11 protein-coding genes are annotated in these 14,879 nt (G+C 54.3%); 7 read left to right on the plus strand and 4 right to left on the minus strand.

Going from position 1 to position 14,879, the window contains the following annotated elements; genetic code table 11:
• Positions 1-32: 32 nt before the first annotated feature.
• Together GN112_RS24805 and GN112_RS34065 are read right to left on the minus strand one after the other, a co-directional pair.
• A complete protein-coding gene (locus tag GN112_RS24805) occupies positions 33-2,753 on the minus strand; it encodes a molybdopterin-dependent aldehyde oxidoreductase (RefSeq protein ID WP_155312641.1) in 2,721 nt (906 codons plus the stop codon).
• A 76-nt stretch (positions 2,754-2,829) separates the two neighbouring features.
• Complete coding sequence (locus GN112_RS34065; protein WP_197743392.1) at positions 2,830-3,135, minus strand: DUF8806 domain-containing protein; 306 nt, start codon at positions 3,133-3,135, stop codon at positions 2,830-2,832.
• A gap of 936 nt (positions 3,136-4,071) precedes the next feature.
• Here GN112_RS34065 and GN112_RS24815 point away from each other — a divergent pair.
• Positions 4,072-5,877, plus strand: a complete 1,806-nt coding sequence (locus tag GN112_RS24815; RefSeq protein WP_231717131.1) for a 5'-nucleotidase C-terminal domain-containing protein — start codon at positions 4,072-4,074, stop codon at positions 5,875-5,877.
• 12 nt (positions 5,878-5,889) lie between these two features.
• Here GN112_RS24815 and GN112_RS24820 read toward each other — a convergent pair whose 3' ends face one another.
• Complete coding sequence (locus GN112_RS24820; RefSeq protein ID WP_231717132.1) at positions 5,890-7,140, minus strand: NupC/NupG family nucleoside CNT transporter; 1,251 nt, start codon at positions 7,138-7,140, stop codon at positions 5,890-5,892.
• A 350-nt stretch (positions 7,141-7,490) separates the two neighbouring features.
• Here GN112_RS24820 and GN112_RS34930 point away from each other — a divergent pair, with 350 nt between their 5' ends.
• From GN112_RS34930 to GN112_RS24845, 6 genes are all read left to right on the plus strand, one after another.
• A complete protein-coding gene (locus GN112_RS34930; protein WP_269434952.1) occupies positions 7,491-7,613 on the plus strand; it encodes a hypothetical protein in 123 nt (40 codons plus the stop codon).
• A gap of 245 nt (positions 7,614-7,858) precedes the next feature.
• The gene (locus tag GN112_RS24825; protein ID WP_155312643.1) at positions 7,859-8,635 is read left to right on the plus strand and encodes a DUF4198 domain-containing protein; all 777 of its coding nucleotides are present in this window, start codon (positions 7,859-7,861) and stop codon (positions 8,633-8,635) included.
• The gene (locus tag GN112_RS24830; RefSeq protein ID WP_155312644.1) at positions 8,632-9,102 is read left to right on the plus strand and encodes a hypothetical protein; all 471 of its coding nucleotides are present in this window, start codon (positions 8,632-8,634) and stop codon (positions 9,100-9,102) included. The genes GN112_RS24825 and GN112_RS24830 overlap by 4 nt, the downstream gene beginning before the upstream one ends.
• A gap of 686 nt (positions 9,103-9,788) precedes the next feature.
• On the plus strand, positions 9,789-10,670 hold the full coding sequence (locus GN112_RS24835) for a substrate-binding periplasmic protein (RefSeq protein WP_155312645.1): 882 nt from the start codon (positions 9,789-9,791) through the stop codon (positions 10,668-10,670).
• Between the two features lie 52 nt (positions 10,671-10,722).
• On the plus strand, positions 10,723-13,110 hold the full coding sequence (locus GN112_RS24840) for a PocR ligand-binding domain-containing protein (RefSeq protein WP_155312646.1): 2,388 nt from the start codon (positions 10,723-10,725) through the stop codon (positions 13,108-13,110).
• A 23-nt stretch (positions 13,111-13,133) separates the two neighbouring features.
• Positions 13,134-13,580: a response regulator gene (locus GN112_RS24845; RefSeq protein WP_155312647.1), complete on the plus strand. Its 447-nt coding sequence runs from the start codon at positions 13,134-13,136 to the stop codon at positions 13,578-13,580.
• A gap of 36 nt (positions 13,581-13,616) precedes the next feature.
• Here GN112_RS24845 and GN112_RS24850 read toward each other — a convergent pair whose 3' ends face one another.
• Entirely contained in the window at positions 13,617-14,873 is a 1,257-nt protein-coding gene (locus GN112_RS24850) for a hypothetical protein (RefSeq protein WP_162459110.1), read from the minus strand.
• Between the last annotated feature and the right edge of the window lie 6 nt (positions 14,874-14,879).

Here is a 14,879-nt window from a genome sequence, read left to right on the forward strand (position 1 = left end):
CACCCAGCCGACCCGAAGCAGTATTATTTGACCTACCTGGCCTGCAACCCGGCCAGCACCTTCTCGGGCAGGGCCGGCAGACGGGTGATGCGCACGCCGCAGGCGTTGTAAATGCCGTTGATCACCGCCGCATGCGGGCTGGTCAGGGGAAGTTCACCCGACCCGGCAGCACCGAAGGGTCCATCCTTGCGCGGGGTTTCCACATAGATCAGTTCCATGTCATCGGGGATCTGCTTGATATACGGGACCCCCGCGCCGGCCAGGGTGGAATGCTTCTTGATGTCCTCGTAATCCTCGGTCAGGGCCAGGCCGATGCCCTGGGCCAGACCGCCGTAGAGCTGGCCGTCCACCACCAGGCGGTTGTTGACCGATCCCACATCCGCCACCAGGGTCATTTTCTCCACGGTGGTTTTACCGGTGGCGATCTCCACGGCCACCTCGGCCATGAAAACACCGTACATATAGACGGAAAAGGGTTCACCCTGGCTATTCTCGTCGCAATCCCGGGCCGGAGCGGTCCACTTACCCACATAGTGCACCGGCATGTCGTCGGCCTTCATCTGGGCATAATCGCGAAAAGTGCCGTCCGGCTTCTTCATCCCCGCCGCCAGTGCCTCAGCCGCGTTTTTGGTGGCCTGCCCGGTCATCACCTGGCTGCGGCTTCCGCCGGCCACCCCGGAATTGGGCGCCTTGCTGGTATCGTTCATCACCAGGCGGATGCGGTCCGGCGTAATCCCGGTCACCCGCAGGGCCTCGTAGGCCACCCCCAGGGTTCCGGCATCGGCGCCCTGACCATGATCCTCCCAGCAGTTGAAGATGGTGACCGTATTATCCTCATTGAGTTCTGCCCAGGCTTCGGAGGTGTCCGGCCCGTCCAGACCGCAGCCGTAAACACCGATGGAAATGCCCACGCCTTTTTTGATCGCATCGGTGGATTCGGCCTTGGCTTTGTCCAGGGCGGCGGTGTATTTCGGACGCAGCTTGTCGATCATTTCCGGCAGCGAATAGACCTCCGGTGCCTGGCCCGTGGGGGTGGTGGACCCTTCGCGGTAGGCATTCTTGTAGCGCAGTTCCAGGGGGTCGACGCCCAGCTTCTCGGCCAGTTCATCCATAAGGACCTCGGAGGCGAATTCGCTCTGGGGCGCACCATATCCCCGGAAAGCCGACCCCCAGGCATGGTTGGTGCAGACGGTGCGCCCCTCGCCGCGAATATTGGGGATGTCGTAACCCGCCCCCATGAACTGGGTGCCGCGCAGGGTCAACAGGTCGCCGAACTCCGAATAGGGGCCATGATCCACGCTGTAGTCGGTCTCCATGGCCAGCAGTTTGCCATCCTTGCCGGCGGCGAAGCGCATGTTCATGAAGAAGGGCGAACGCTTGCCGGTGTAAGCCTGCTGTTGCTGGTAGTCGTATTTAAGGAAGCAGGGCCGGCCGGTGACCAGGGCAGCCACACCCACGAAGACCTCCATGGTGGGGCTGAACTTGTAGCCAAAAGTGCCGCCGGTGGGGTTCTGAACCATGATCAGGTCTTCCAGTTCCACACCTAAACCGGGGGCGATCATGGCCGCATGCAGGTGCAGGCCGATGGACTTGGAGTGGATCACCAGTTTGCCGTCGTCGTTTTTGTAGGCAAAACCCACGTCCGGTTCGATGGGCAGGTGCGGCTGACGGCCCACGTAAAAGTCGTCCTCCACCACCACATCGGCGGCATCGAAAATCGGAGCGGTCTCTTCCCCCTTGGCGATCTTCTGAATATAGTAGATGTTTGGCGTTCCCGGATGGATTTCGATGGCGTCGTCGGCCATGGCCGCCGGCGCACTCATGTACTCGGGCAACGGCTCCAGGTCCACCTTGACCGCGGCAGCCGCGTCCTTGGCATGGTGTTCGGTATCGGCGCAGACGATGGCAATGGCATCACCATACTGGAAAATCTTGGAATCATTCAGTATCGGCCGTTCCCAGCCGTCTCCCTTGTTGGACGGGAAGGTGATCAGGCCGGTGATGCGGTTTTTCCCGGGCACATCCTTGTGGGTGATCACCTTGAACACGCCGGGCATCTTCTCCGCCTCGGAGGTATCGATCGATTTAATGTTGGCATGGGAAATTTTCGCCTGCACCAGGGCCAGATTCAGACGATCCTCGGGCAGCTTGAGGCCCAGGTCAGCACCATAATCCAGGGTCCCGGTAACCTTGGCGATGGCCGTGGGCCGGGGGTATTTGGTGCCCCAGATGCGTCCGTCCTCGGGGATCTTGAAATTCAGTTCATCGGCGGCCATCTCGCCGCGCAGAACCTTGGCCGCGTCCATGACCGCATCCACCAACGGCTTGTAACCGGTGCAGCGGCAGACATTGCGGTGTTTCTGGAACCAGTCGCGGACCGCTTCACGGGTCGGGTTGGGATTTTCATCCAACAGCACCTTTGCCGAGACGATGAATCCGGGGCTGCAGAAACCGCACTGGGCACATCCGTGGGCGATCCAGGCCAACTGCAGGGGATGCAGTCCGTCCGGGGTGCCGAGCCCTTCGATGGTGGTCACGGTTGCCCCTTCGGCCACCCGTGACAATTTGGTGATGCAGGAGCGCACCAGTTTGCCATCCAGGATAACGTTACAGGCTCCGCACTGTCCCTGGCCACAACCGACCTTGGTTCCGGTCAATCCCAGCTGGGCCCGCAGGATATCGGCCAGGGTGTCCTTTTCCGATGCGATCACAACCTTGTTGCTGCCATTCAACATGATGTTGCGAGAAATCATAATTCCTCCCTTTCGTGGTTAACCCGTTGATCGAAACACAACCGACCATTTGATAAACGCATTAAATAGAACCACTTCAGCAAATCCCTTTGCCGAATCCGCACAGGGGGTAGCGGCAGACGTTGCAGCCGGCACACAGGCCGCCGTGCCCCATGGCGGCAATATCGTCGCGAGTGACCGTCTCACCGGCCAACAGGCGCGGAATCACCAGTAGGTATGCAAAGATGTTGGCCTTGCCCATATCCAGGAAGGCGGGAATCTCCTCCTCGCGGACAAAGTGACCTTTTCTGAATGCCGGCCCCTTTTTCTGCCCGGGAATAATGCGGGTTACATCATGCCCCAGAACCATACCAACGGCCTCGGTAACGGGAATCGCCTTCATCGTTCGGTCCTCCTGAGATGTACATAGATGATCAAATCAGAAACCCGTTCAATTGGCAGCAACGGACGCTTGCCGGCCATGTGGCGTCACAATCAACAAAAATCCTTGGAATGAAAAGGAAACGAATCGAATTTTTTCTATCGTGCCCACCGCATTATGTCAATCATGGCACAACAAAGTCCCAAAAAATATCTGCATAAGCAGATAACGATTTATTTTTTTTACGTATAAATTGTATGCAAACAATCGCCGAACGATTAGTGGTACCCTCCAGACAGCCTTTCCTGCCTTTATCTCCTGCCATGCAGTCGCCAATATTGCGATTGTTTTGATCATTAGTTGCAGCAAAATACGAACCAATCGACCCTTCGTCTGACTGAAGAATTCTTATTAATTCTTAACAACTTGAAATCAAAGTAATAATTTTTTTACCCATTATTCATTAACTCATTGGATTGGTGTGTTATTACTTTCCGGGCGAAAAAAGACTGGAAGAGATGGGCCTGTTTGACCCATCGGCAGGACTGCATTTGGGTCAAACAGACCCATCAGATGGCCACACAACTTCACCGTTCGCGTGTATCAGACACAGCGACGATGATAAATTTAAATCATAATTTGAAGAAGGATCGGGAATTTTATTAATTAAACGAAATTGCTTGTTCTTGCGCCCGTCTTCCGCGTTGCATCAACGGCCACATACTCCCGGTATGCAACCCTTGATGCGTCTTGAAGACGAACACAAGCCCGGCGCAATTACGTTCAATTAATTTCATCCCCGATCCTAAGACTGATTTACTCTTTCCAAAATATGGCGCTCAACATACAATACGACCACTATTGCTTGATCATGAAATATTCGGACGGGTGAGGATTTCCGGATATCATACTCGCCCATTTTCATTACTATCCAGCACAGGCTTTAATATGTTGGCCATGAAGCCGCGCATTCTGATCGGGATCATTTTATTGCTCACTGGTGTGATGTCGAACGCCTGTACGGTGGCCGACCATAAGGCTCATAACGCCCGTGAAAGAATAAAAATCCTGCATATCAACGATGTTCACTCCCATCTGGAGAGCGGCAGCATCGATCTGAAGATCGCAGGTATCGATACCGCGTGCGAAGTCGGTGGGATGGGGCGGGTGGCAGCCATAATCGCCGATCTCAGGGCAAACAACGACAACACCCTCGTGCTGCATGCCGGGGATGCCGTGCAGGGGACGTATTACTATACCCTGTTCAATGGTGAGGCAGATGCCAGGGTGATGAACGCCATCGGTTTCGATGCGATGACCATCGGCAATCACGAATTTGACGACGGCGACGAATGGCTGGCCGGTTTTATTGAACGTCTTGATGCGCCCGTGATCAGTGCCAATATCGACGTGGCCGACGGCAATATCCTCAACGGGCGATTTTCGCCCTATGTCATCAAGCGGGTTGCCGGCAAGGATATCGGCATTGTCGGCATAACGATTGCCGCCAAAACCAAGGCGTCCTCGCAGCCGAGTGATGCGGTGACGTTTCACGATGAAGCGGCATCGTTAAGGGCGGCCGTCGATGCATTGAAAGCACTCGGAATCGGGCGGATTGTGGTGCTCAGCCACTATGGCTATCGGAACGCCATTGCCCTTGCCGGTCAGGTCGGCGATATCGACGTGATAGTCGATGGTGACTCCCACACCCTGCTTGGCGATTTCAGCATGTATGGCCTGCGGACCGACGGCGCTTATCCGACCATGGCAAGCAACGCGGACGGCGATGCGGTGTGCATTGTCCAGGCCTGGGAGTACAGCAAGGTTTTGGGGGAACTGGATGTCACTTTTGCCGGCGATGTTGTCGACCACTGCAGCGGTACGCCGCATCTGATCCTGGGAGACACCTTCATGCGTGAGAATACGGGAGGCCAGGCCGATGCCGTGAAAGGGGCCGATCTTTCCGCGCTGCAGGCGGTGATTGATCAGGACAGGAAACTGGATGGGGTCGCAGACGATACGGCGGTTGCCGAAATTATCGCCGGTTATGCAGAAAAAATGGGTCTCCTTGCCAATACGGTGATTGGCAAAGCCGGCGAAGATCTCCTTCATGGCCGCGTGCCAGGAAAAATTGAAGATGGTGTCGTCCTTCAGCGGGGCAGCGATATCGCTCCGCTGGTGGCCCAGGCGTTTTACGTGCAGGATCCCAATGCCGACATCAGTATCCAGAACGCCGGCGGGGTGCGCATCAGCCTGCGTGCCGGGGACATGACCTACGACACGGCCTACACGCTGCTGCCCTTTTCCAATACTCTGTTTGAGATCAGGCTGTATGGTACCGAGATCCGGCAGGTGCTTGAGGACGCCATTGAAAATATCGCCCAGGGGGGCTCGACCGGTTCCTTTCCCTATTGCTATGGATTGAAGTTTGACGTCGATGCCACCCAGGCGTACGGCAGCCGTGTCAGCAACCTGGAAGTCAGGGACCGGACCACCGGGACGTATTCGGATCTGGGCGACGACACCATGTATGTCGTCGTCACCAACGATTATACTGCCGCCGGTCGTGACGGTTACGACACCTTTGCCACCGTTCAGGAACGGCGGGGCAGGGGAACGGACACGTACCTCGATTATGCCATGTCTTTCGTCAACCACGTGCGGAGTTTGACCGCGGCCGGAAAGCCGCTGGTGAAACTGCCGGCGGCGGATCATTGCATCAAAAGCTATATCCCCACGACGGCGACCGGCGACAATTTGTAAGGCGGGTGCGCCTCAGCCGGTGAGCATCCCTACCATGGTTCCGGTCATGCAGGTGGCCAGGATTCCGGCAAGAATCGAGCGGGCGCCCAGTTGAACAATTTCGTTGCGGCGTTCAGGGGCCATGGCCCCCAATCCCCCCAGCATGATTCCCAGTGATCCCGGGTTGGCAAACCCGCACATGGCATAGGTCAGAATCAGACGGCTGCGCGCCGAAAGGGCGCTGGGGTCGAGATGGGCCATCTCCAGATAGGCGAGGAATTCGTTGAGCACGGTTTTGGTGCCCATGAGGCTGCCGGCGGTCATGCATTCGCTCCAGGGGATGCCGATCAACCACATGACCGGCGCCATGAGAATCCCCAGCAGGCGCTGGAGGGTCAACGGCGTCCCGCCCATGTCCGGCAGCCAACCCAGGGCGATGTTGACCAGTCCCACCAGGGCGACCAGCACCACCAGCATGGCGATGATGTTGATCAACAGTTTCACGCCGTCCAGAGTGCCGTTGGTAATCGCCTCCATGGCGCTGTCGGCGGGCACGGGAATGGTGATGGACGCCTCGGTTCTCGCTTCCGGAACGGTCGGAACCATGATTCGGGCCAGGGCGATGGCGGCCGGGGCGCTGATGATGGAGGCCGTCAGCAGATGCCCCATGGCATCGGGCACGACCGGTTTCAGGACGCCCGCGTAAAGCACCATCACGGTCCCGGCAATGGTGGCCATGCCGCAGGTCATAATCGAAAACAGCTCCCCGCGGGAGATGTCCGCCACATAGGGGCGGATGAACAGGGGGGCTTCCACCATGCCGATGAAGATGTTGGCGGCGTTGGCCAGGCCCTCGGCGCCGCCGATACCCAGGGTTCGACGCAGAAGCCAGGCAACGCCGCGAACGATCCAGGGCAGAATCCGCCAGTAGAACAGCAGCGCGCTCAGGGCACTGGCCAGAAGCACCATGGGAAGACCTCGAAAAGCGAAAATATAGGTGCTGGCACCTGTCCCGGAAAAGGGGAGGGCGCCCCCTCCCAGGTAGCCGAAAACCATGGCTGTCCCCTCCTGAAGGGCTTTTTCCAACGCATTGACGAGAACATTCAGCATGAGGAAGAGATGCCGGGTCACCGGCACCTTGAGAAGAATAATGGCCAACAGTCCCTGCAACCCGACAGCATATCCGACGGTTCGCCAATGAATGGTTTTGCGATTTTCCGAAAACAGATAGGCTACTGCCAACAGCGCAAGGAGCCCGATTCCACTTTGAACCATTTGCATCATCTTAAATACCCTACCTCCATGGTTTTGGTTTCGAAACTGACCGGTCAAGAATTGTTTTTGGGGGCTTGGTTATAGCTTCGTTCACCTGGATTTAGGAACGATTAAAACGGGCTGATCCCATATTACCTCTCGTTCCCACGCTCTGCGTGGGAACGTATACGGCCAATCATTCCCACGCAGAGCGTGGGAACGAGGGGGTAAGTGGACGAAGTTGGAACCAAGCCCGTTTTTGGCTCTATTTTTCAATCCTTTTGCAGTAATGTCAAATGTCCAATGGAAAATGCCAAATGGTGGCATTCTGTCCATTTATAATCGATCGGAGCCTTCAATTGACATTCGGATTTTCACATTTGGCATTGGTTGAATCGGGGCGGTGGGTTTTCGATCACGCCATCAGCCAGAATATCGATTTCGATAGCGATCCCGATTTCGATTTGGATCATAGTAACGATCTGTACGTTATCGCCCTGTAAGGAACATCACATACCAAGGTTACATGCGGTTGCCCTGGCAATATTGGGGTAGCCATTGACAATACAAAACTTATGGCATAGAGAAAACCAATCGAACTGCGGCAGAAGTCGCAAATGAGCAAAAAACGGTAACGCTGTTTGCAACAGGCCACGAAGGTCTTCCCCTCATCAGGGGAGAAATTTCGTGGCTTTTTTTATTGTTGTGTTGACCTTCATTCAGACATTCAGAAAAAGGAGAAACCCAAATGAGAGAAAAGTGTATCCGGCTGTCTGGCGCCCTGCTCGTTTTATCCCTGCTGATCGTCAGTCCCCTCCCGGCCCATGAATTCATTGTCAAACCCGTGACCATGACGCCGCACCCGGGCCAACAGCTTCCTTTCAGCGTCATTTCCGCCCACGTATTTATGGTCAGCGAGGAAATGGAACCGGCAGAACAGGTCGTGATGGCTCTGAACCGGGATGGCAAGACAACGCCGCTGACTCTCGTTAAAAACCCCACCCTCATGACCCTTGATGGATCCATGGAGCTGGCGGATGAGGGCACCTATCTGTTATGCGGGCACCGCAAAGGGGTGATCTGGACGAATACAACCCAGGGATGGAAACAGGCCAGCAAAAAAGGGCTGAGCAACGTCATTTCCAGTGGAAAATATGAAAAATTCTGTAAGACCCTGATCAACGTCGGTCATCCGGATGATGGATACAAGAAAACCGTCGGCCACGCATTGGAGATTGTCCCCCTGGATGACCCGGCGGCCCTGTCGCCCGGGGATGAAGGCCGTTTTCAGGTTTTGTTCAAGGGGGCGCCCTTGTCTTCAGCCGTTTATGCCTCCTATGACGGATTCAGCTCACATCCCAATACCTGGGCTTATATGACCGAAACCGATGAAAACGGTGTGGCCCATATCAAATTACATCATGAGGGGTGCTGGATGATCCGTGTAGAGAACAAAATCAAACAGGCCACCAAGGACTATGACGTTCATGTCATGCGGGCCGTTCTGGTATTTAACGTAAAATGAGCTCCGGTGCACTTGTTTCCAGGCTGATTTGCACGGCTTTGCTGGTCATGCCATTTGCCTTTGCAGGATCGGCGCTGGCCCATGGTACCGGTTTCCGGCTGGTCAAGGATCCCCGTCCGCTTGCCGTCCGGTTTTATTACACCGGCGGCGATCCCATGGGATTTGCGCAGGTTCGGGTCTACAGCCCGGAGTCGGATGCGATCGAATATCAGAACGGAAGAACCGACGGCCAAGGCATATTTGCCTTTTGCCCGAAGCGGCCTGGAGAATGGACACTCATGGTTGCCGACGGAATGGGGCATAAGGTCCGGGCGGTTGTCCAGGTGGGCGAGGGCTTGAACCCCGCTCAGGCAACTTCCAGGCAAGGGGGCGGAACCAAACCGGGGTGGCTTGAGATTGTTGCCGGCCTTAGCCTGTTGATGAATATCGTTCTGATTTCCGGTTATCTGAAAAAAAAGAAAGGATGAGGCTGACCTAAGGGTTACGGCAAAAAACAATTGTGCCGAATTGCGCCTTGCAGATGGACCAAAAAACAAGCAAGATGGTGCCATTGTTTTTTTGTCGTAACCCTATAAATACTCGGTTTCATCCCGTTTGCTGATGTACTCCTGACAAGCATTTGAGAACATGCCTTGGAATGTCCGGTTCCAGGCGAGCGTCGGTGTTACCAGCAGACACGAATTAAACCGGCGTCCCACCATTCCCTGCAACTCTCCGGCAGATATCAGGTTTGCCTACTCAAGAACGTATGATTCCCACACTTCAATAATTTCCTTCTTATTTCGACCCAATTTACCTATTTTTAAAAAGACATTTTATTGCATTTGATCGGGAAATCGATTTGAATGAAAATATGGTTTTAAGATTGTATGTTGGGCAGGGCCAGAGAGAGAGAAGGCGGTATGAGCCATACCGCGACGACCGATAACGCAGCCCCAACACATTATTTTGAATGCTAAGGATCGGGGATGAAATTAATTGGGCGTAATTGCGCCGGGCTTGTGTTCGTCTTCAAGGCGCATCAACGGTTGCATACCGGGAGTATGTGGCCGTTGATGCAACGCGGAAGATGGGCGCAAGAACAAGCAATTTTGTTCAATTATAATAAAATTCCCGATCCTAGATTATGTAACCAAAAGCCAAGGGGGCAAGGTTGTCGCAACCGGTTAATCTGCAACCTGGCGTTCTTGATCCATCCGGAAGAAGAATGGGAAACTTATTGAAAATAATAAAAACAGCATGTTTTTGTTGTGTTTTGTTCTTTTCCCGATCAGCCTTTGTTTTTCCCGCCCAAACCGATCCGTTGTTGGTAATGGCATTCAATCACACCATTTCTAAGCCATGGAAATGGAAGAAGAACGGAGAGTATGTCGGCCCCTTTATTGATGTCATGAATCAGGTTGCCGATCGCAGTGGGTTCAGGGTTGCATTAAAACCCTTGCCATGGAAAAGAGCCCTGATGGCGATGGACGCCGGATTGGTTGACGGTTCTTTTGGCGGTTACAAAACACCTGAACGCGAAGCCTTTGCCGTATTTTTGGATATGCCTATCGGCTGGTCGATTTTATCGATTTATGTCAGGGCAGGAGAGGAATTCCCATTTGGTAAAGTCGAGGATCTCTACGGTAAAGAAATTGGCATTGTCCGCGGTTATACAACCAGTCCTGAATTTGATGCGGCGGTTCACCAGAAAAAAATCCATATTGAAGAAACAAGCAATTATGTTGGTCTGATAAGAATGCTGAATGCGCATCGGATAGAAGGGATTGTGGGGGCAACGTCAACGATCCAGGCGCATCTTATCGATATGGGGTGGGCTGATAAGTTTGGTAGGTTGCCGAATCCGATCACAGAGCCTAAGCCAATTTACATTTGTATTTCTAAAAACTCAAAAATTCCGCACCGGGAGAAAATTATCGCCCGAATGAATCAGGCAATGATGGATATGGCAAAGGAAGCTGCTTTTGAGAAAATTGCGCAAAAATATGATTATGACAAGTGCGTTGTTTTTGGTTGCATTCCAAAAACAAGGTAGAGAAAGAAACGGCGGTCTATTCGATGCGATGTTTTGTCTCATAGGATGTTAAATGGATAATTTTCGGTTAACCGATTTAATTGATCTGGCCGCTGTACAAAAGATGGCTGATGCCCATTACCAGGCAGCGGGCATGCCCCTTGGCATCGTTGATGCCAAGGATGATTCAATTATAGTAAGTGTCGGCTGGCAGGATATATGCGCCGATTTCCACAGGGCCAATCCCAAATCGCTTAAAAGATGCCAGGCAAGTGACAATTACATTAAGGAACAACTATCCAGTGGCCACGCGTGCCAATATAAGTGCAAAAATGGGCTCATGGACGTCGCTATACCGATTTTCGTGTCGGGACGTCATATGGCGACGATGTTTTTAGGACAATTTTTTTATCAGGGCGAGGCTCCTGATCGGACATTTTTCATCAGACAGGCACAGGATTTCGGCTACGATCTTGACAAGTATCTCGCAGCGCTTGACCGGGTGCCTGTTTTCTCGCGCGAAAAAGTCGACTATATCCTTGAATACAATAAGGCGTTGGTGGGTTTCATAACAACGCTTGCGGAAAATGCGCTTCTTAAAATAAAAGCGGACGAAGCGGTTTTGAAACAACAATATTTTCTCCAATCCGTCATCGATTGTGCTGATCGGGCGATTTTCGCCAAGGACGAGACCGGGCGGTACATTCTCAGCAACCAATACCATGCCAATCTTCTCAACAGCACGCCTGTTGAGGTCATCGGGAAAAGAGACATCGATTTCAAAGTGTTTGCGCCTTTCGCCCAAGCATATACCGCTAATGACAGTTATGTTTGGCGAACCGGCCGCGCATTGGAGTTTGAGGAGGTCGTTCCCCAAAAGGATGGTCAACGCATCTATCTGTCATGCAAGTACCCTTTGCATAACCCTGAAGGAAACATCTTCGCGGTATGCGGCATTGCCACCGATATTACTCAGCGTAAGCGGATTGAGGAGGAGCTGGAGCAGCGTGTAAAGGAGCGGACCGCCAGCCTGGCGGAGTCGGAGTCCAAGTTCCGCGGCCTGGTGGAGAACACCATGGACATCCCGTTCAGCATCGGAGTCGACGGCCGTGTGCGTTATATTGGACCCCAAACCAAACGCTACGATTTCGATCCCAATGCCATCAAGGGCTGTCACATCCTCGATTTTATCGTCCCCGACGATCATGATAGCGTGAAAACAGCAGTTCAGTGGAGCATTGAGAAGGGTGAAACGTCTCCGGTGGAGTTCCGCATCCAGGTTCCGGATGGCCGTATCGTCTGGTTCGAGGGGCGCAGCACGTTGCAGCGGGATACTTCCGGCAACGTCATCGGATTTACCGGTGTCCTCCGGGACGTTACGGAGCGCAAACGGATAGAGAAAGTGCTAAAAGAGAGCGAGGAACGCTACCGCAACCTGTTTGAGGCCGAAGCCGGCGCCATCCTGGTGTTCGATGCACAAACACAGCGTTTCATGGATGTCAACCCCGCCGCAGAGCGGCTATACGGGTACACCCGTGAAGAATTTCTCAACCTGACATATTGGGACATCTCCTGTGAACCGCAAGCCTCGAAAGAGGTGATCAAGCAGATCCTGGCAGGACTGTTGAGGGAACCGGTCCCGATACGATGGCACCGCAAAAAGGATGGCTCGGTTTTTCCCGTTGAAATCTCACCCAGCAAATTTACCCTTGAGGGGAAGGCGGTGCTTGGCGGCATCATGAGGGATATCACCACCCGCCTGGAGGAACAGAAACAGCGTGACAAACACCAAAAACGGCTTCGACAGTTGGCAGCCAAGCTGGCCGCTGCCCAGGATGAAGAACAGCAGCGCATTGCCCAGGGGTTGCATGATGATGTGGCCCAGGATCTGGCGCTGTGCAATTTGAAACTGGCCCTGGCCGATCGGGAAAAGGATTCGGCCAAGGCCAATGCGATTCGAAACCAAATTGGAGAATTGATCCATAAAACAGCCGGGAAAATCCGATCGTTGAGTTTTGAGTTGTCCTCCTCTTCACTCTACCGGATCGGTTTTAAAGAGGCGATTGTGGAGTTGTGCAGCAGCATGGCCAGGAGATACGATGTTTGTTTTAAAGTCAAATGCAACAGCAATACCCAGATGATGGACAATACCACCGCAGCCGTCTTGTTCAAGGCTGTGCGGGAGCTCCTTTTCAATGTGGTCAAGCATGCCGGTACCAAAGACGCAACCGTATTCATTGATTGCGAGGACAGCATGATGAAACTTGCGGTGGAGGACCGGGGAAGGGGGTTCAGTCAACTGGTAGACGATAATTTGATAAATATGGGCAAAGGCATGGGCCTTTTCGGTATCAAAGAGCGTCTGAGCGATTTGGGCGGCAATCTTCATATTGAATCCACCCCCGGCAACTGTACACGCGTGATGCTTCAGGTTCCCGTTGGAGGCGTCTCCCGAACCTGAAACTAATATCAAAAGGGGCAACCATGACCGGTGAAACCATTCATGTTATCCTGGCCGACGACCACGACATCTTGCGGGAAGGGCTTTGCGCCCTTCTCATGCATGAACCGGAAATAAAAATCGTGGCCGAGGTTTCAAATGGCCGTGAGGCGGTAACGATGGCCTTGCGGCTCGAACCGGACGTCATCATTATGGATATCGGCATGCCTGATCTCAACGGCATCGACGCAACCCGCAAGATCGTATCGAGCCCTTGTAAGAGCAAGGTGCTGTGCCTCTCCATGCATGATGAAAGTGCCATGGTCCACGCGATGCTGGAAGCCGGCGCCAGTGGATTCCTGCTTAAAACCAGTGCCGGTAAAGAGCTGGTTGAGGCGGTGCGCGTGGTGGCCGACGGCCAGACCTACCTTTCCCCTTCCATCACCCGCGTCATGATCGACCTCCACTTCTCTGGCCCAAACCCCATATGAGGTCGTTTATCAGGAAGACCGGGTCAAGTTGAAACACTATGCGAGGTTGGCCTTTACGCCGGGGGGGACGCCCAGCCGATAGGGGTTGGCTTCGAAAACGGTTTTCAGCGCCAGGCCCAAATCATTGAAAATCAGGCGCCAGGCCGCCTCTGCCGGGGGAAGCTCCTTGATGTGGACCATGATGCTGCATCCCAGCCCCCAGGAGAGACCATCGAAGAAGTCGTCAAGGTCTTCGGAATAGAGGCCGTTCATGATGGTCCGGCCGATGATGAGCGTTTTCTGAATCTGCTCACGGGTCGTGTTCAATGGCACGAACCGCCAGAATTTGCGGCCCTCAACGCTGACGGCCAGCCTGATCTTGCGGTTGTGGAAATCCTCGGCTGTGTGCAGGCTGTCGCCCCCGCCATTTACGCCCCGGTCCATCATTCTCTTTACCAGGACCTCCCTGAGGGCCCGTCCCAGGGCCATGCCCGAATCTTCCAGCAGCACATGGCTGGAACTGAGCGCATTGGCGGTAAAGTCGATGCGGGTCGAGAATCCGGCAGCCGTTGCGGTGGTTTGCAAAAGACGGTTGAAACTGTCCAGTGCCCGGGTCCCGGCGTAATGGGCGATCGGCGCACCCGTATAACAGAACGCGGAGGGGCTTTTTTGTTCAAAGTCAACCATTGCGTTCAGGCCGCTTTCGGCGGTTCCCCTTTGGATTTCGGCCCGGTTCGAAGAGCGTGACCGCACCACGATATTCCCGAGGTCGATGTTCTTCTCAATCGGCGCGGTGAAATTTCCGGTCTCGACGGGTGGCGTAAAGATCCGGCTCAGGCATGTCCCCAGCGCCCGGAAGACCCCTTCCCAGGTGTGATGTTGATCTTCCAGGTTGCAGACGACCACTGACACCGCCGCCGGCAGACCTTCGGCCAGGCCGGTGAGCAATTCCACCAGCGGACCGCCGGAGGAGAGCTGTTCACAGCGCAGGGACAAAAACCAGTCCAGGTCGACCTCGGCGCCGCTATCCATTTTCAGGATGCCGGGCCCGGGCGCGCCCAACTCCACCAGGGCCTCGGCGCTGCCGTCGTCGAGCATCCCCATGGCCGCGGCCGAATCCCGGAAACGGGCAAATGATGCGATGCGTCCGCCCAGGGATTTCCCCAGCGCGGACCACTCTTCATCGTCCCAATTCAGTGCAATGGAACAGCCCATCCGCCAGGCGATGTGCTCGATCATGTGGCTGACGAAATCGTTGGGGGTTCGTATCGATTTCTCGGTTACCTTGCCGAAGGAAAGATTGATTCGGTTCATACGGAA

The sequence above is a fragment of the Desulfosarcina ovata subsp. ovata genome (assembly GCF_009689005.1).
In the GTDB taxonomy this organism is placed as follows: Bacteria; Desulfobacterota; Desulfobacteria; order Desulfobacterales; family Desulfosarcinaceae; genus Desulfosarcina; species Desulfosarcina ovata.